The 16,917-nt window shown below is 69.3% G+C and carries 12 protein-coding genes; 6 read left to right on the top strand and 6 right to left on the bottom strand.

Going from position 1 to position 16,917, the window contains the following annotated elements:
- Window positions 1–63: 63 nt before the first annotated feature.
- A complete protein-coding gene (rpmB, locus tag BM199_RS09730) occupies window positions 64–255 on the bottom strand; it encodes a 50S ribosomal protein L28 (RefSeq protein WP_091672226.1) in 192 nt (63 codons plus the stop codon).
- A gap of 181 nt (window positions 256–436) precedes the next feature.
- Here rpmB and BM199_RS09725 point away from each other — a divergent pair, with 181 nt between their 5' ends.
- Both BM199_RS09725 and recG read left to right on the top strand, forming a co-directional pair.
- Window positions 437–2,092: a DAK2 domain-containing protein gene (locus BM199_RS09725; RefSeq protein WP_091672664.1), complete on the top strand. Its 1,656-nt coding sequence runs from the start codon at window positions 437–439 to the stop codon at window positions 2,090–2,092.
- Window positions 2,093–2,263: 171 nt separating this feature from the next.
- Entirely contained in the window at window positions 2,264–4,414 is a 2,151-nt protein-coding gene (gene recG, locus BM199_RS09720) for an ATP-dependent DNA helicase RecG (protein WP_091672224.1), read from the top strand.
- A gap of 27 nt (window positions 4,415–4,441) precedes the next feature.
- Here the strand turns inward: recG and BM199_RS09715 are convergent, their stop codons facing one another.
- Window positions 4,442–5,173 (bottom strand): peptidoglycan recognition protein family protein, encoded by a 732-nt coding sequence (locus tag BM199_RS09715; RefSeq protein WP_091672222.1) that lies wholly within the window; start codon window positions 5,171–5,173, stop codon window positions 4,442–4,444.
- Entirely contained in the window at window positions 5,170–5,364 is a 195-nt protein-coding gene (locus tag BM199_RS09710) for a hypothetical protein (RefSeq protein WP_091672221.1), read from the bottom strand. The genes BM199_RS09715 and BM199_RS09710 overlap by 4 nt, the downstream gene beginning before the upstream one ends.
- A gap of 214 nt (window positions 5,365–5,578) precedes the next feature.
- Between BM199_RS09710 and BM199_RS09705 the strand changes: the two genes are divergently transcribed.
- The 3 genes from BM199_RS09705 (at window position 5,579) to BM199_RS09695 (ending at window position 11,583) form a co-directional block, all read left to right on the top strand.
- Window positions 5,579–6,538, top strand: a complete 960-nt coding sequence (locus tag BM199_RS09705) for a S8 family peptidase (protein ID WP_091672219.1) — start codon at window positions 5,579–5,581, stop codon at window positions 6,536–6,538.
- 103 nt (window positions 6,539–6,641) lie between these two features.
- On the top strand, window positions 6,642–10,016 hold the full coding sequence (locus BM199_RS09700) for a pyruvate carboxylase (protein ID WP_091672217.1): 3,375 nt from the start codon (window positions 6,642–6,644) through the stop codon (window positions 10,014–10,016).
- 19 nt (window positions 10,017–10,035) lie between these two features.
- On the top strand, window positions 10,036–11,583 hold the full coding sequence (locus tag BM199_RS09695) for an adenylate/guanylate cyclase domain-containing protein (protein WP_091672216.1): 1,548 nt from the start codon (window positions 10,036–10,038) through the stop codon (window positions 11,581–11,583).
- 99 nt (window positions 11,584–11,682) lie between these two features.
- Here BM199_RS09695 and BM199_RS09690 read toward each other — a convergent pair whose 3' ends face one another.
- The 3 genes from BM199_RS09690 to BM199_RS09680 form a co-directional block, all read right to left on the bottom strand.
- Window positions 11,683–12,687, bottom strand: a complete 1,005-nt coding sequence (locus BM199_RS09690; protein ID WP_245788259.1) for an LLM class flavin-dependent oxidoreductase — start codon at window positions 12,685–12,687, stop codon at window positions 11,683–11,685.
- Between the two features lie 60 nt (window positions 12,688–12,747).
- Window positions 12,748–13,707: a glutamate ABC transporter substrate-binding protein gene (locus BM199_RS09685; RefSeq protein ID WP_245788258.1), complete on the bottom strand. Its 960-nt coding sequence runs from the start codon at window positions 13,705–13,707 to the stop codon at window positions 12,748–12,750.
- Between the two features lie 353 nt (window positions 13,708–14,060).
- On the bottom strand, window positions 14,061–16,208 hold the full coding sequence (locus BM199_RS09680; protein ID WP_091672213.1) for a HelD family protein: 2,148 nt from the start codon (window positions 16,206–16,208) through the stop codon (window positions 14,061–14,063).
- Between the two features lie 111 nt (window positions 16,209–16,319).
- Between BM199_RS09680 and rsmD the strand changes: the two genes are divergently transcribed.
- On the top strand, window positions 16,320–16,901 hold the full coding sequence (gene rsmD, locus BM199_RS09675; RefSeq protein ID WP_281245685.1) for a 16S rRNA (guanine(966)-N(2))-methyltransferase RsmD: 582 nt from the start codon (window positions 16,320–16,322) through the stop codon (window positions 16,899–16,901).
- Window positions 16,902–16,917 lie beyond the last annotated feature (16 nt).

Genomic DNA, 16,917 nt, shown 5'->3' with positions numbered 1-16,917 from the left:
CGACTGACAACACAACAACGGCCCGGTGGATCGAGATCCACCGGGCCGTTGGAGAGCCTGGGTTCAGCCGCGAACGACCTTGCCTGCCTTGAGGCAGGATGTGCACACGTTCAGGCGCTTCCGCTGGGAAATGCCAATCTTGGCGTGCACAGTCTGGATGTTCGGGTTCCACCGGCGGTTGGTACGCCGGTGGGAGTGTGAGACCGACTTGCCGAAGCCGGGCCCCTTGCCACAGACGTCGCACACGGCAGCCACGTCGAACACTCCTCGAAATCTGGGGAAACGCTGAGCTCTTACTAGCGCTGACCCGGCGGCGCCGGGCAACTCGAACAGCGTAGCCGGTGCGCTCTCAGAGGTCGAAGCGGGGTCGATACCCTCGCCGTGGACCTCGAAGACTTCTGACGGACCGGGTGCTGCCCGGCAATGATGACAGGTGGTGTCGGCGGTGGACGCGGCGGCGGTGGCGAACTGGGCCGACGCGTGTGTGCGCAGCCTCGATGCGCTGTGCGCGGACATCAACGGCATCAACGTCTACCCGGTCGCCGACTCCGACACCGGCTCGAACCTGCTGCACACCGTGACCGGCGCAAGGGACATGCTCCGCGCCGAAGGCGAGCCCGCCGCCGTGGGCAGCGCGCTGGGTGTGCTCGCGCGCGGTGCGGTACGGGCGGCACGGGGCAACTCCGGCGTGATCCTCTCGCAGGTGCTGCGTGGTCTCGCGGAGTCGGTGCGGCCCGGCGCCGAGCTACTTGACGGACCCGCGCTGGCCGCGGCACTGGTCCGAGCCGACAGCGTGGCCACGGCGGCCGTCGCGCGCCCGGTGGAGGGCACCATGCTCACCGTGCTGCACGCGGTCTCGGCGACGGTCTCCGACCCCGGGGTCTCGACGGGCACGGCCGCCGAGGTCGCCTCCACGGCCGCCGCGGCGGCGGGAGCGGCCCTGGACCGCACCCCGGCACAGCTGCCGGTGCTCGCCTCCGCGGGCGTGGTCGATGCCGGCGGGCGGGGACTGGTCGCCGTGCTGGACGCACTGGTGTGTGTTCTCACAGGCCGGGCCGCCGAGCCGCGGCACACACTCACCGCTCCGGGAGGGCGGGCACGTCTCCAGGAGACGCCGCTCGAATCCACCGTCGTGCACGCATGGGAGGTCATGTACCTGCTGGACGGCGTGCATGGGGCCAGCACCGCCGACAGCGCGGCAGCGGACGGACTGACGACCCTGCGGGCGGCGCTGAGCGAGCTGGGCGACAGCGTCACCGTGGCGGGTGACGGTGCCGGCAGTTACGCCGTTCACGTGCACTGCGGCGACATCGGGGCGGCGATCGAGGCCGGGCTCGACGCGGGCAGGCCGCACCGGATCCGTGTCGAGCCGCTGCTCGCGCATCCGCCACAGCAACCCGCCGAGCCGGGCCGCGACCGCGCGGTGGTGGCCGTCGTGCACGGCGACGAGCTCGCCGCGCTGGTGCGGGGAGAGGGCGCGCGTGTGCTCGCCGTCGGCACCGGGGAGGTGCCCAGCGCCGAGGAACTGCTGGGCCTGATCACCGGAACGGGCGCCGCGCACGTCACGGTGCTGCCAGGCGGGCCGGAGCTGACCGCGGCCGCCGACCGGGTGGCGGGACACTCGATGCTGGAGGAACGCGACATCGTGGTGGTCCCGTGCACCTCCCCGGTGCAGGTGCTGGCCGCGCTGGCCGTGCACGACATCGAAAGGCGGACCAACGACGACGTCGTGGCCATGGCCGAGGCGGCGGCCGCGACCCGGCGGGGGGAGTTGCGGGTGGCCGCCGAGGAGGCGATCACCTGGGCGGGACGGGCCCACGCCGGAGACGTGCTGGGCCTGGTCGACGGAGAGGTCCAGCTCATCGAACCGGGACCCGCCACGGCCGAGAGCGTGCTCGCGGCCGCGATGGAGGTGCTGGGCCGGATGTTGGACCTCGGTGGTGAGCTGGTCACTGTCCTCACCGGGGTGGCCGCACCGCCGGACATCGACGCCGAACTCGCCCTGCGTCTGCGTGCCGAGCGGCCGGAAGTCGAACTGGTGTGCTATTCCAGTGGTGCGACCGATGCGGTGCTGCTGATCGGCGTGGAGTGACTGGGCCGGGAGAGGGGGTCACGACCGACCGGACGGGGGTGGCCCGGAGGGCTGCTCGCGGCTGGTCGATACAGGTGAGATGCGTGCGCCGGTGACGTGCGTCGCGTGATCACCCTCAGTTGAATAGGACACCGTGCACAACCTGGAGCGACGAGCGAGGCAGATCGGATAATGAGCGGGCTGCGCGACAAGCTGACGTCACTGGTCGGGGAGAAGACCGCGAAGGCGCTGGCGTCCGCGCTGGACATCCACACCGTGGGTGACCTGCTGCGGCACTACCCCAGGCGCTACGCCGCGCGGGGGGAACTGACCGACATCGCGGGGCTCGAGATCGGCGAGCACGCTACGGTGATGGCCAGGATCGAGCACGTGAGCAAGCGCAGGATGCGCGCGCGTCCCGGTTCGATCCTGGAGATGACGATCACCGACGGCTACCGCAGGCTCTCCTGCGCGTTCTTCAACCAGGCATGGCGGGAGCGGGAGTTGCGGCCCGGCCGGACAGGGCTGTTCGCGGGCAAGGTCACCGCGTTCCGGAACAACCTGCAGCTGGCCAATCCCGAGTACGAGCTGATCGACGACGACGACATGTCCTCCGTGGACAGTTTTCTCGCCGAGATCATCCCCGTGTACCCGGCGGCACAGGGGATGCCGTCCTGGTCGATCGGCCGAGCCGTGCAGCAGGTTCTCGGCACGTTCGAACCCGAGGACGACCCGTTGCCCGACTGGCTGCGCGTGCGGTACGACCTCGACCATCTGCATCCCGCGCTGCGCAACATCCACCGGCCGGAGAACTGGGACGTACTCGAGTCCGCGCGGACCCGCCTGAAGTGGGACGAGGCGATGGCCATCCAGCTGATCTTCGCGCAGCGCAGGTACTCGGCGGTGTCCCGGACGGCGCCGGCGTGCCCACCGAAGGCGGGCGGCCTCGCCGAGACCTTCGAAATGCGACTGCCCTTCGAACTCACCGAGGGCCAGCGCGAGGTCGGCGCGAAGATCGCCACCGACATCGCAGGCGAGCATCCGATGAACCGGCTGCTGCAGGGCGAGGTGGGTAGCGGTAAGACCATCGTCGCGCTGCGGGCGATGTTGCAGGTGGTGGACGCGGGCAGGCAGGCGGCCATGCTGGCGCCGACCGAGGTGCTGGCCGCGCAGCACGCGCGTTCCCTGCGCGAGTTGCTCGGTGACCTCGCGATGGCGGGTGAACTGGGTGGAGCGGACAACGCCACCAGGGTCACCCTGCTCACCGGCTCGATGTCGGCGAAGGAACGCAAGCAGGCGCTGCTGGACATCGCCAGCGGGGCGGCGGGCATCGTTGTCGGAACGCACGCCCTGATCCAGGACACCGTGTCCTTCGCCGACCTCGGGTTCGTCGTGGTCGACGAGCAGCACCGGTTCGGCGTCGAGCAGCGGGACGCGTTGCGCTCGAGAGGAGCGGACTTCACCAGTCCGCACGTGCTGGTGATGACCGCGACCCCGATCCCGCGGACGGTCGCGATGACCGTGTACGGCGATCTGGAGATCTCCGCACTGCGCGAGCTGCCCGCGGGCCGTTCGCCGATTTCCACCACCGTGGTTCCGGCCGCCGAGAAACCGGCCTGGCTGGACCGCGCGTGGCAGCGGGTCGCCGAGGAGGTCCGCAAGGGCCATCAGGCCTATGTGGTCTGTCCGAGAATCGGTGACGAACCGCCGTCGGACAAGACCGACAAACGGCCCGCGCTCGCCGTGTTGGACCTCGCGCCCGAACTGGCGGAGGGACCGCTGAAAGGGCTGCGTGTCGGCGTGCTGCACGGCAGGCTGCCCAGTGACGAGAAGGACGCGGTGATGCGGGCCTTCGCGGCGGGTGACCTGGACGTGCTGGTCGCCACGACCGTCATCGAGGTCGGTGTGAACGTGCCCAACGCGACCGTGATGATGATCATGGATGCGGACCGATTCGGGGTCAGTCAGCTGCACCAGCTGCGCGGCCGGGTCGGCCGCGGTTCGGTTCCCGGTCTCTGCCTGCTGATCACCGAGGCGCTGGACGGCACGGCCACGAGGGAGCGGCTCGCGGCCGTGGAGTCCACACTCGACGGATTCGAACTGTCCAGGCTGGACCTCGAACTGCGCAGGGAGGGGGACATCCTGGGCGCGGCGCAGTCCGGGAAGCGGTCGGGGTTGAAATTGTTGTCGCTGTTGCGCGACGAGGACGTGATCGCCGAGGCTCGGGAGTGCGCTCAGCGCATCGTCGCCGAAGATCCGGCGCTGGGTAACCACCTCGGTCTCGCGCACCTGGTGGCCGACGTGGTGGACGCCGACCGTGCGGAGTACCTGGAAAAGACCTGACAGAGGTCACGTCAGGCCCGGTTTGCGTCAGGCCCAGGTGGCGTCCCAGGTGGCCGGTCCGACGATGCCGTCGGCGGTGAGGCCGTTCTCGCGCTGGAACGAGGTGCACGCGGACTTCGACGAGGGGCCGTACGCGCCGTCGGCGGTGATGGACGAGCCGCGGGCGCGCATCTGCTTCTGCCAGACCGTGACGCTGCTGTTCCGCATGATCGGCGGATAGCTCAGGTAGATCCCGGGCCAGGGCGGCGGGACATCAGGGCCCGGGGTCAGCGCCCCATCCTTGACCATCTGGTAGAGCTCGTCGCCGGGACAGGTCGTGGAGACATGGTCCCGGTGGCCGGTGATACCCCGGCCCGCGCCCCCGGAGGTGCGCAGATCCACGATGGCGGATTTGTAGGCGTCGACCAGTTTTTCCCCCAGGGTGTCCTCGTCACCCACGAGTCCGCACACCGCATACCAGTTCTGATTTCCGGAGTTCGAGCCGTTGGCGGCCGTTCGCACATTCTTGCCGCGGCCGACGAAAATGTAGTCGTGCACGCAGACCAGATAGGTGTATGCGATATCCGCCCAGCCCTTTTCTTCCATGTGGAATTTCTGGATGCCGCGCACCTGTGCCGCGCACTGCGCGTGGTCCGATCTGGCCACCGACCCCTTGCCGACATGGTGGATGGCAACTCCGCCCTTGCCGGGAGTGATGTTGGTCGGCACGTTGCGCGGCGCGACCGCACCCCACTTTGCCCTGGTCACGACGGTGGTCATAGCTGGCGCTCCCGGTCGCAGTCGATTCCGGCGTCGAGCGGCTCGCCGGCAGCGGCGTCGACACCTGCCGTCAGCTCGGTCGCGGTCGCCGCGAAGGCGGTGGCCGGCAGCAGGGACAGTGCGGCCGCCGCGGTCAGAGTCTTTCCGGCCGAGGCGAAAAAACGACGCCTCGAATGCTCGATCTCGGACATGTTTTTCTCGTTTCGTACGCGAGACGACGAAGAATCTGCCGAATCAATTTCGGCTGAATGGGCTGATCGTACAACCGGCCACTCAGCGGAATCAACGCCGAAAAGATTTTGGCTTTATTTTGGGGGATGTCCCCGCGGTGCTCGCCTTCGGTGGGCTCACGATCGGGGGAACGCTCGCGTTGCCGGGCCTGGCCGCAGCGGGTAAGCCCTTCGCATGGGACTTCGAGGCGCACGGGCCGTGCTCGCGACAACGGCGGTTGTTCTTGTGACGTCGGGGATGGGGCTGGTGGTGCCATCGGCGGCTGCGGCGCCCGTCGAAGCCGCGGTGACGGAGCCGGGGGAGCAGGCGGAGCCGCCGAGTTGGGGGTTGGACCGGATCGACCAGCGGGAGGGCTTCGACCAGCTGTACCGCTACCCGACCAGGGCGGAGCAGGTGACCGTCTACGTCATCGACACCGGCGTCGACGGCACCAATCCGGAGTTCGAGGGGCGGGTGTGGCCCGGCAAGGACTTCGTCGACGACGACGATCACGCCACCGACGGCAACGGGCACGGCACTCATCTCGCCGGAGTGATCGGTGCGGAGCACCACGGCATCGCCAAGGACGTACGGATCATGCCGGTCCGGGTCCTCGATGACAACGGCGCGGGGAGTCTGCTCGACATCCTCGCCGGAATCGAGTGGGTCAGGGTGAACGCCACGCAACCCGCGGTTGCGGTGTTCGGCATCGGCGGCCCGCCGGAGGAAGCGCTCGACGAGGCCGTCCGCGAGCTTGCCGCGGTGATGCCGGTGGCGGTGCCCGCGGGCAGTTCAGGTGCGTCGGCGGGTGACTTCTCGCCGGGCAGGGTGGCCGAGGCGCTGACCGTCGCGGCGGCGGATCGCACCGACGCCGCTGTGTCGCGGTCGAACTCCGGCTCAGCGGTGGACCTTTTCGCCCCGGGCGCGGAGATTCCCGCACCGAGTACCGGCGGGGCCGTCTCCGTGCAGTCGGGAACCTCGATCGCCGCCGCCCATGTCGCGGGGGCCGCGGCCCTCTACCGGGCGCAGCATCCGGAGGCCACACCTGCCGAGGTCGGCGAGGCACTGCTGGCCGCGGCGACCGAGGACGCACTGAGCGCAGTGCCCGATGGCACGGCCAACCGGCTGCTGTTCACCGGGAGCGCCGAGCGGTAGGTCGCACCGCAATGATGTCCATCACCTGGTACGGAACTCCCGCACAGCGGGAGGCAGGCGGTAACGTGCGCAATCTACCGATCCGTACGAGGGAAGGACCGGCATGTTCCGCAAGGTACTCGTCGCGAACCGTGGTGAGATCGCCATTCGCGCGTTCCGTGCAGGCTACGAACTGGGCGCAGGCACAGTCGCGGTGTTCCCGCACGAGGACCGCAACTCACTGCACCGGCTGAAGGCCGACGAGGCCTACGAGATCGGGGAGGAAGGACACCCGGTCCGCGCGTATCTCTCCGTCGAGGAGATCGTCGAAGCCGCCCGCAAGGCAGGCGCGGACGCCGTCTACCCGGGGTACGGATTCCTCTCGGAGAATCCCGACCTGGCTCGGGCCTGCGAGGAGGCCGGAATCACCTTCGTCGGCCCGAGCGCCGAGATCCTCGAGCTGACCGGCAACAAGGCCCGCGCGGTGGCCGCCGCGCGCGCGGCGGGAGTGCCCGTGCTCGGCTCCTCGCAACCGTCCTCCGACATCGATCGGTTGGTGGCGGACGCGGAGGAACTCGGCTTCCCGCTGTTCGTCAAGGCCGTTGCCGGTGGTGGCGGCCGGGGAATGCGGCGGGTCACGGAGCCGAGGATGCTGCGCGAGTCGATCGAGGCCGCCGCGCGCGAGGCCGAGTCCGCCTTCGGTGATCCCACGGTGTTCCTGGAGAAGGCCGTCGTGGATCCGCGGCACATCGAGGTGCAGATCCTCGCCGACGGCGAGGGCAACGTCATTCACCTTTACGAGCGGGACTGCTCGCTGCAGCGCAGGCACCAGAAGGTCATCGAGCTCGCCCCCGCGCCCAACCTCGACCCTGAACTCCGCGCCCGGATCTGCGCCGACGCGGTCGCCTTCGCCGAACAGATCGGCTACCGCAACGCGGGCACGGTCGAGTTCCTGCTCGATCCCTATGGCAACCACGTCTTCATCGAGATGAACCCGCGCATCCAGGTCGAGCACACGGTGACCGAGGAGGTCACCGACGTGGACCTGGTGCAGTCGCAGCTGCGGATCGCCGCCGGCGAGACGCTGGCCGATCTCGGCCTCTCCCAGGACGCGATCTACCTGCGCGGTGCTGCACTGCAGTGCCGGATCACCACAGAGGACCCGGCCAACGGCTTCCGCCCCGACACCGGGATGATCAGCGCGTACCGCTCACCCGGCGGCTCCGGTATCCGGCTCGACGGCGGCACCGCCTTCGCGGGCACCGAGATCAGCGCCCACTTCGACTCGATGCTGGTCAAGCTCAGTTGTCGTGGACGGGACCTGAAGACGGCGGTCGGGCGGGCACGGCGAGCCGTCGCCGAGTTCCGTATCCGCGGTGTGGCGACCAACATCCCGTTCCTGCAGGCGGTGCTGGACGACCCGGACTTCCAGGAGGGCCGGGTCACGACGTCGTTCATCGAGCAGCGACCGCACCTGCTCACCGCCCGGCACTCGGCCGACCGCGGCACCCGGCTGCTGACCTACCTCGCCGACGTGACGGTGAACAAGCCGAACGGGGAACGCCCTCGCCTGATCAACCCGGTGGAGAAGCTGCCGCCGATCGATGGCCGGGAACCGCCAGCCGGATCCCGGCAGCGGCTGCTCGAACTCGGACCGGAGGGATTCGCCCGCTGGCTGCGGGAGTCGCCGACGATCGGTGTCACCGACACCACCTTCCGCGACGCGCACCAGTCACTGCTGGCTACGCGGGTCCGCACGAAGGACCTGCTCGCGGTCGCGCCGGTCGTGGCGCGCACGGTGCCGCAGTTGCTTTCCCTCGAGTGCTGGGGCGGCGCGACCTACGACGTGGCACTGCGCTTTCTCGCGGAGGATCCGTGGGAGCGCCTCGCGGCGCTGCGCAAGGCGGTGCCCAACATCTGCCTGCAGATGCTGCTGCGCGGCCGGAACACGGTCGGCTACACGCCGTACCCCACCGAGGTGACGAACGCCTTCGTCGAGGAGGCGACCGCGACGGGGATCGACATCTTCCGCATCTTCGACGCCCTCAACGACGTCTCCCAGATGCGACCCGCGATCGAAGCGGTGCGGGAGACCGGAACGGCGGTTGCCGAGGTGGCGCTCTGCTACACGTCCGATCTCTCAAATCCGGACGAGAAGCTGTACACACTGGACTACTACCTCCGGCTCGCCGAGCAGATCGTCGAGGCAGGCGCGCATGTGCTCGCCGTGAAGGACATGGCGGGACTGCTCCGCGCGCCCGCCGCGGCGCGGCTGGTATCCGCACTGCGCAAGGAGTTCGACCTTCCGGTGCACATCCACACCCACGACACCGCGGGTGGTCAGCTGGCCACCTACCTCGCGGCGGTGCAGGCCGGCGCGGACGCCGTCGACGGGGCCGTGGCCTCGATGGCGGGAACCACCTCGCAGCCATCGCTCTCGGCGATCGTGGCGGCGACCGATCACTCCGACCGGCCGACCGGGCTGGATCTGCAGGCCGTCGGCGATCTCGAGCCCTACTGGGAGATCGTGCGCAAGATCTACGCGCCGTTCGAAGCAGGCCTGGCCTCGCCGACAGGCCGGGTCTACCACCACGAGATCCCCGGCGGGCAGCTGTCGAACCTGCGCACCCAGGCCATCGCACTCGGCCTCGGCGACCGCTTCACCGACATCGAGGCGATGTACGCGGCGGCCGACCGGATCCTCGGACACCTGGTCAAGGTCACACCGTCGTCCAAGGTCGTCGGCGACCTCGCCCTGCACCTCGTCGGCGCGGGAGTATCACCAGAGGAGTTCGAGGCCGAGCCGAACAAGTACGACATCCCGGACTCGGTGATCGGCTTCCTGCGCGGGGAACTCGGCGACCCGCCCGGTGGTTGGCCGGAGCCGTTCCGGAGCAAGGCGCTGGAGGGCAGGGCCGAACCCAAGCCGGTCGTCGAGCTGTCCGAGGAGGAACGCAAGAGCCTCGCGTCAGACCGGCGGGTGACACTGAACTACCTGCTGTTCCCCGGACCCACCAAGGACTTCGAGGCACACCGGGCCGCATACGGCGACACCAGTGTGCTGCCGAGCAAGGACTTCTTCTACGGGCTGCGCCCCGGGGACGAGCACGCGGTCGACCTCGAACAGGGTGTCCGGTTGCTGATCGAACTCGAAGCGATCGGGGAGGCGGACGAGCGCGGCATGCGTACCGTGATGGCGACGCTGAACGGTCAGCTCCGGCCGATCCAGATCCGGGACAAGTCGGTGGCGTCCGACCTGCCGGCCGCGGAGAAGGCGGACAAGTCCGACCCCAAGCAGGTCGCCGCACCGTTCGCCGGGGTGGTCACGTTGTCCGTCCGCGACGGCGACGAGGTCGAGGCCGGTGCCACGATCGCGACCATCGAGGCGATGAAGATGGAGGCCGCGATCACCGCGCCCGAGGCAGGCAAGGTTTCCCGCCTCGCCATCAACTCGGTCCAGCAGGTCGAGGGCGGAGACCTCCTGGTGGTGCTGGAGTGACCGGCGTGGCGCCGACCGCATGAGCGCGAGCCCGCTCGGGTCCTGGCTGCTCGGCTCGGTGAACCAGCGGAACACGGTGCTGCGCCTGCGGGTGCAGCTGCTGCTCACCGCGACGCTGGTGATCGCCAATCTGGTCGGCATCGTCGCCGTCGTGACGCTGGTGACGGTCGTGCTGCCAGGACCGAGCGTCTTCGTCGGGGACCTGACCCTGGTGCACTTCGTCGCGCTGCCGGCGTACATCGTGTTCGCGCTCGCCGTCGGTATCGTCTGGGGCACCAGGCGGGCACTGCGCACCATGCGCTGGGTGCTGGAGGGACGGCCGCCCACCGAACCGGAGCGCAGGGCGACGCTGCGCGTGCCGATCCGGCTGTTCCGGCTGCAGGCCGCTCTCTGGTTCGGCGGCACGGTGCTGTTCACCACGATCTACGCCCTCGAACTCCCGGACGCGGTGTTCAAGGTCGGCTTCACCGTCGGACTCGGCGGCCTCGTCGTGTGCGCGAACGCCTACCTGCTCAGCGAGTTCGCGCTCCGGCCGATCGCCGCGCGGGCCCTCTCCAGCGGGCCTGCCCCGCGTAGGCGGATGGTCGCCGGAGTGACCACCCGCGTGCTGATGGCCTGGGCGCTGGGCTCCGGGGTGCCGTTGACGGGTCTCATGCTGGTCGCGTTGTTCGCCCTGGCCAGAGGTGACGTCTCGGCCACGCAGCTCTCGATCAACATCCTGGTGCTCGGCGGCATCATCCTGGTGTTCGGGTTCCTGATCGTGCTGCTGATGGCGCGGGCGACGGTGGCCCCGATCCGGACCGTGCGCTCCGCGCTGGCCCGGGTGCAGGGCGGGGACCTGAGCGCCGAGGTGGTGGTGTTCGACGGGACCGAGCTCGGGCTGTTGCAGGCGGGCTTCAACCGGATGGTGGACGGCCTGCGGGAGCGGGAACGCATCCGCGATCTGTTCGGCAGGCACGTCGGCCACGAGGTGGCAACGGAGGCGCTGCTGTCCAGGGACATCGAACTCGGCGGGGAGGTGCGGGAGGTGGCCGTGCTGTTCGTCGATGTCATCGGTTCGACGACCCTGGCGGCCACCCACCCGCCGACCGAGGTGGTCGGCGTGCTCAACCGTTTCTTCGGAGTGGTGGTGGCCGAGGTGCACGAGCACGGGGGCTCGGTGAACAAGTTCGAGGGCGACGCGGCGCTCGCCGTGTTCGGCGCACCCACGAGCCTGTCCGATCCCGAGGGGCGGGCACTGGCCGCCGCGCGGTCCATGAGCAGGCGGCTGCGGGTCGAGGTGACCGAATGCGAGGCAGGCATCGGGGTCGCGGCGGGACCGGCCGTCGCGGGCAACATCGGTGAGGAGAACCGGTACGAGTACACCGTGATCGGTGACCCGGTGAACGAGGCGGCGCGGCTCACCGAGCTGGCCAAGTCCGTGCCGGGGCGCGTGGTGGCCTCGATGCGCGCGGTCGAGCACGCGGACGGCGACGAAGCCGCGCTCTGGACCGCGATCGACGAGACCACCCTGCGCGGGCGCACCGAACCGACCCGTGTCGCGGCGCCGGTTGCCGAGGTGACGTAGCCGCACTTTCCCGCAAGAATGCGGGGAGGCTAACGTCCCGTCCCAGCTCAGGGCCTCCCGACCTCGCACTTTCCCGGGAAAGTGCGAGGTCGGGCCAGGTCAGCGGGCCAGGCCGGCGACCAGTTCGTAGGAGCGGCGCCGGTCCTCGTGGCCGTGCACCATCGTGGTGATCATCAACTCGTTCGCGCCGGTTTCGGCCACCAGGTCGTCGAGACCCTTGCGAACGGTCTCCGGCGAACCGACGATGTTGCTCGCCATGCGCTCCTCGATGAACATCAGGTCCAGATCGGAGTACGGGTAGTCCGCGGCCTCCTGCGGACTCGGCAGCGGGATCGGCCGCCCGTGCCGGAGACTGAGGAAGGTCACTCCGGCAGGACCGGCGATCCAGCGGGCGTGCTCGTCGGTCTCGGCGCAGATGACCGAGGTTCCGAGCAGCACGTACGGTTCGTCCAGCACGGCGGACGGCTGGAACGACTCCCGGTAGATCCGCAGCGCCGGACCGGTGTTCTGCGCGCTGAAGTGATGCGCGAAGGAGAACGGAAGGCCGAGCATTCCGGCCAGCTGCGCGCTGAAGCCGCTCGACCCGAGCAGCCAGATCGGCGGGCGGTTGCCCTCGGCGACCGCCGCGCGCACCGACCTGCTGTCATCCGCGGCGAAGTACTCCATCAACTCCGTCAGCTGCTGCGGAAAGTCCTGGGCGGACAGCGAGGCGGCCGAGCCGCGCAGCGCGACGGCAGTCCGCTGGTCGGTGCCCGGCGCCCTGCCGATCCCGAGGTCGATCCGGCCCGGATGGAACGCCTCGAGAGTGCCGAACTGCTCGGCCACGACCAGCGGGGCGTGGTTGGGCAGCATCACTCCGCCGGAGCCGACCCTGATGCGCTCGGTGGCCGACGCGACCTGCGCTATCAGCACAGCGGTGGCGGAGCTGGCGATCCCCGGCATGTTGTGGTGCTCGGCGAGCCAGTATCGGCGGTAGCCGAGCGACTCCGTGTGTTTGGCGAGATCCACGGTGTTACGGAAGGAGGTCGCCGCGTCGGAGCCGCTGGTGATCGGCGAAAGGTCCAGAACGGACAGCGGTGTTTCGGTCAGGCTGGTGCTGGGCACGGAAGTCACGCCTGTGTGCAACGCGCGAGCATCGCAGTTACTTCCCGATCGGGTCCTGGGTCAAGACCCGGGTGCCGAGCCGATCGCGGGGGGCTCGGGCGGGTCGCCCGCGACCACCGTGCCGAGCGACTGCTGCCACGCCTGCTCCCACAGCCCGGCATCCTCGATTTTCTTCAGCCAGGTGTTGATGAACTGCTTGAACTCCTCGTCCCCGTGGCGCAGGCCGATTCCGTAGGGCTCGCTGGTGAACGGGTCGCCCACCACCTGGATCTTCTCGTTCAGGAACGCGAACCCCGCCAGCAGCGTGAGATCGTGCACGTACGCGTCGCCGCCACCGTCCTCCAGCGCCTGGATGCACTCCGGAGCCGTGTCGAAGGTCTTGATCTCGGCATCGGGTGCGTGGTCCCGCACGGCCTGAACGCTGGTCGCACCCGCGACGGCGAGCACGGTCTTTCCGTTGAGGTCTTCCGGGGCGGTGATGTTCTTTTCTGTTTTCAGGGTGGCTATGGCCTGCCCCGAAGTGAGGTAGGGGCCCGCGAACGACACCTTTTCCGCTCGTGCCGGGGTGATGGAGTAAATCCGGATCACCACGTCGACCGTGTTGATCCGCAGCAGTGCTTCACGGGTCTCCGGAGTGGATTTGATGATCTTCGTGTTCGGCTCGCCGATGATGTACTTCGCGAGCATTTTGCTCAGTGTGGCGTCGAATCCCTCGGTCTGCCCCGTGGTGGGGTTCCGCTGGGACAGCAGCGGCATGTTCACCTCACCGCCGACGAGGAGCTCCCCACGTCGCTTGATCGCCGCGGCCGTGCGGGAGGAGCCGAGTTCCTCCGCGCTGGCAACAGGAGCCAGGTCCAACAGGCTGGGCGCGCCGGACGCGGTGTCCTGGGGTGGTGTCTGCTGCGGTTCCGCGGTGCAGGCGGCGGTGGCCAGCAGCACGAGCGCGGCCCCGATGGCGGTGGTCACCCGGTGCGCCGGACGGCGCGCGGACGGGCCACGCATCGAAGAGAACAGTGTCATCAAGGACACACTCCATCTCGGCTTGCGATGTGGGCCGCCGAGTGGATCGCACATCGGCAGGCTGTGTGGACTATTCAGCTGAGGGCTATTCACGCGACACACGTCACCGATGCACGCATCTCACCTGCATCGACCAGCCGCGAGTAGCCCTCCGGGCCACCCCCGTCCGGCTGATCGTGAATAGCCCTCCGGGTCGAACGGGACCGCTGACGGAATACGGCCGGGTGAATAGTACTCACTTTGCCGCGAAATTCGAACGGCGGTGTAGTCCAATTCATCATCGGAATTGTCAGTGACAAACCAACTTCGACGGCGAAATGCGCGTAGTTGTCTTTGTGCGGAGAGTGAGGAGTTCAGTCCTGGTCCGGCAGCCAGTCCTGGTCCGAAGCCAGGACGGTGAGCTGCTGGGTGGCGCGGGTCAGTGCGACGTAGAGCACCCTGCGCCCGGTCGTCGACTCGGTGATCAGTTCGGTGGGTTCGAGCAGGACCACCGCGTCGTACTCGAGTCCCTTCGAGTCCAGACTGCCGACGACCTTGAGTCGTTCGTCGGTCTGCCCGCGCAGCCACTGCTCCACCTCGCCGACCCGGTCCATGGCGCAGATCACACCGACGGTGCCGTCCACCGAGCCGAGTTGCTCCTTGACCGCGGCCTGCACGGCGCCCTCGGCGGTGCCGCGTTCGATGGTGCGGACCTCGGGCACGAGTCCGGTCGTGCGCACGGCGTGGGGCAGATCGTCCGCCTCCGCGTGCCCGGCGACCACCCGCGCGGCGAGGGCGAAGATCTCCGCCGAGTTCCGGTAGTTCGTCCGCAGCGTGTAGCGCCTGCGCGCCGTCCGCGTACCGAACGCGGCGTCCCTGGCCTGCGCGGCTTCCGCGGGATCCGGCCACGAACTCTGCACCGGGTCACCGACCACGGTCCAGCTCGCGAAACGGCCCCTCCTACCGACCATCCGCCACTGCATGGGGGAGAGGTCCTGCGACTCGTCCACCACGATGTGGGAGTACTCGTCGTAGTGCTCGGGCCGGTGCCGGTCCCGCACGGCCGTGCTGTCCCGCGCCTGCTCGGCATCCAGTTCGAGCCTGTTGTCCTGCCTGCGGCGCTTCGGCGGGGGACCGAGCAGCACCCGCAGTTCGTCCAGCAGTGCGATGTCGGCGACGGACCAGCCGCGAGTGCGGTCGCGCATGGAGGCGGCCAGTATCGTGATCTCGCCGGAGGACAGCAGCTGTTTGCCCGCTCGCGCCAGCCTGCGCTCGTCGCCGAGCCAGCCGAGCACCTGGGCCGGGTAGAGGGCGGGCCACCACGTCACCAGGAACCGGTGGAAGTCGATCCGCTCACCGAGATCGTTGATCAGTTCGGCCCTTTCGACCGTCCTGTCGTCGGCGTTCGCGTACTCCTCGGCCTTGTCGGCGAGCGCACCGAGCAATGCCTCGGCCGCGCGCACCCTGGACCGGTTCGGCGGGCCGCCCTGCGTGTGCACCTTGCGTCGCACCTTGTCCAGTTCCCTGGCGCCGAGCCTGAGCACCTCGCCCCGGTAGACGATCCGCATCTCTTCCGGTGCGTCCGGCGGTGTCGCCCGCAGTGCCTTCAGCAGCACCTTGCGCATCCGCAGCGAGCCCTTGATCGCGGCGAGCGGGGCGGGGTCCTGCCTGGTAGCCGCGATGCCGTCGAGTACCTCGCCCAGTGCCCGCAGCTCCACGTTCGTCTCACCCATGGAGGGCAGCACCCGGGAGATGTAGGTGGTGAACACCCCGGAAGGACCGATGACCAGCACGCCGGCTCCGCCGAGCTGCCTGCGGTACCGGTAGAGCAGGTAGGCGGCCCGGTGCAGCGCGACCGCGGTCTTACCGGTGCCCGGACCGCCGGTGATCTCGGTCACCCCGCGCCACGGCGCGCGGATGACCTCGTCCTGTTCGCGCTGGATGGTGGCCACGATGTCGCGCATCTTCTCGCCGCGGGAGCGGCCCAGCGCCGCCATCAGCGCGCCCTCGCCAACCACGCGCATGTCCTCGGGTACGGCGTCGGCCATCAACACGTCGTCGTCGACGTCGAGCACCTTCTGCCCGGAGCACCGGATCACCCTGCGGCGCACGACGTCCATCGGCTCCTCGGCCGTGGCCTGGTAGAAGGCGGCGGCGGCAGGGGCGCGCCAGTCGGTGACGAGGTTGTCGAAGTCGGCGTCCCGGATGCCCAGCCTGCCGACGTAGAGCGGCTCGGTCTCCTGCGCGGCCGCCGCGTAGTCCAGCTTGCCGAACACAAGACCCTCGTACTCGGCGTCCAGTGTCTGCAGGGTCTGCGTGGCGTGGAAGACCATCATGTCGCGTTCGAAGAGCATGGAGGCCTGCTCGAAAACGGCCTCCCGTTGCGCACCGTGGCCGATCTCGTATCCCTTGGTGCGCATCGACTCCGCCTGTGCGCGCAGTTCCGCGAGACGAGCGTAGACGCGGTCGACGTGACTCTGTTCGACAGCGATCTCGGCTCGTCTGACCCGAGGTTCCGACACGCAGGCTCCTAGCAGCTCAATTGCTCACTCAACGTCGGGAGGGCGAAGAACGACAATACGCAACCCGTGCGGCGACTTCACCAAGTCCCGGCGAAAAACACATCCGGCGCGGTGAGTCAAGATGTCGGGGTGACCAGGATCGTGGCCGGGCAGGCGGGCGGCAGGCGGCTGCGGGTGCCGCCCCGCGGCACCCGGCCCACCTCGGAACGGGTTCGCGAGGCGCTGTTCAACGCGCTGGAGGTCGCGGGTGAGCTCGACGGGGCGAGGGTGCTCGACCTGTACGCCGGTTCCGGCGCGCTTGGTCTCGAGGCGCTGTCCCGTGGCGCGGGCGAAGCGGTGTTCGTGGAGGCCGACCGCTCCGCCGTCGAGGTACTGCGCGGGAACATCGCGGCGGTCGGCCTCGGTGGCCGGGTGCGGCACGGGCGCGTTGACCAGGTGCTGGCCGAGTCCGCACCGGACTCGGCCGCCCCGTTCGATCTCGTCCTCGCCGATCCGCCGTACGCGGTGGGCGGGGCGGAGCTGACCGCGATGCTCGCCGCGCTGCCGCGGGGCGGGTGGGTGGCCGCGGGCGGCCTTGTCGTCGTCGAGCGCGCAGAGCGGGACGGCGAGCCGGACTGGCCTTCGGGCTTCGATCCGTTGCGCAGCAGGCGGTACGGGGACACGGCGCTCTACCGCGCCGAGTACACCGGCTGAAACCGCTCCCGCCTGG

The organism is Amycolatopsis marina (genome assembly GCF_900111885.1).
Lineage (GTDB): Bacteria > Actinomycetota > Actinomycetes > Mycobacteriales > Pseudonocardiaceae > Amycolatopsis > Amycolatopsis marina.
This window is presented reverse-complemented; position numbering and strand designations above follow the sequence as displayed.

Bases quoted from the DNA above. Each gene is read 5' to 3' on its own strand.
- recG (WP_091672224.1), top strand. From the start codon at position 2,264: ATGAGCGGGCTGCGCGACAAGCTGACGTCACTGGTCGGGGAGAAGACC.
- BM199_RS09715 (WP_091672222.1), bottom strand. From the start codon at position 5,173: ATGACCACCGTCGTGACCAGGGCAAAGTGGGGTGCGGTCGCGCCGCGC.
- BM199_RS09710 (WP_091672221.1), bottom strand. From the start codon at position 5,364: ATGTCCGAGATCGAGCATTCGAGGCGTCGTTTTTTCGCCTCGGCCGGA.
- BM199_RS09705 (WP_091672219.1), top strand. From the start codon at position 5,579: ATGGGACTTCGAGGCGCACGGGCCGTGCTCGCGACAACGGCGGTTGTT.
- BM199_RS09700 (WP_091672217.1), top strand. From the start codon at position 6,642: ATGTTCCGCAAGGTACTCGTCGCGAACCGTGGTGAGATCGCCATTCGC.
- BM199_RS09695 (WP_091672216.1), top strand. From the start codon at position 10,036: ATGAGCGCGAGCCCGCTCGGGTCCTGGCTGCTCGGCTCGGTGAACCAG.
- BM199_RS09685 (WP_245788258.1), bottom strand. From the start codon at position 13,707: ATGACACTGTTCTCTTCGATGCGTGGCCCGTCCGCGCGCCGTCCGGCG.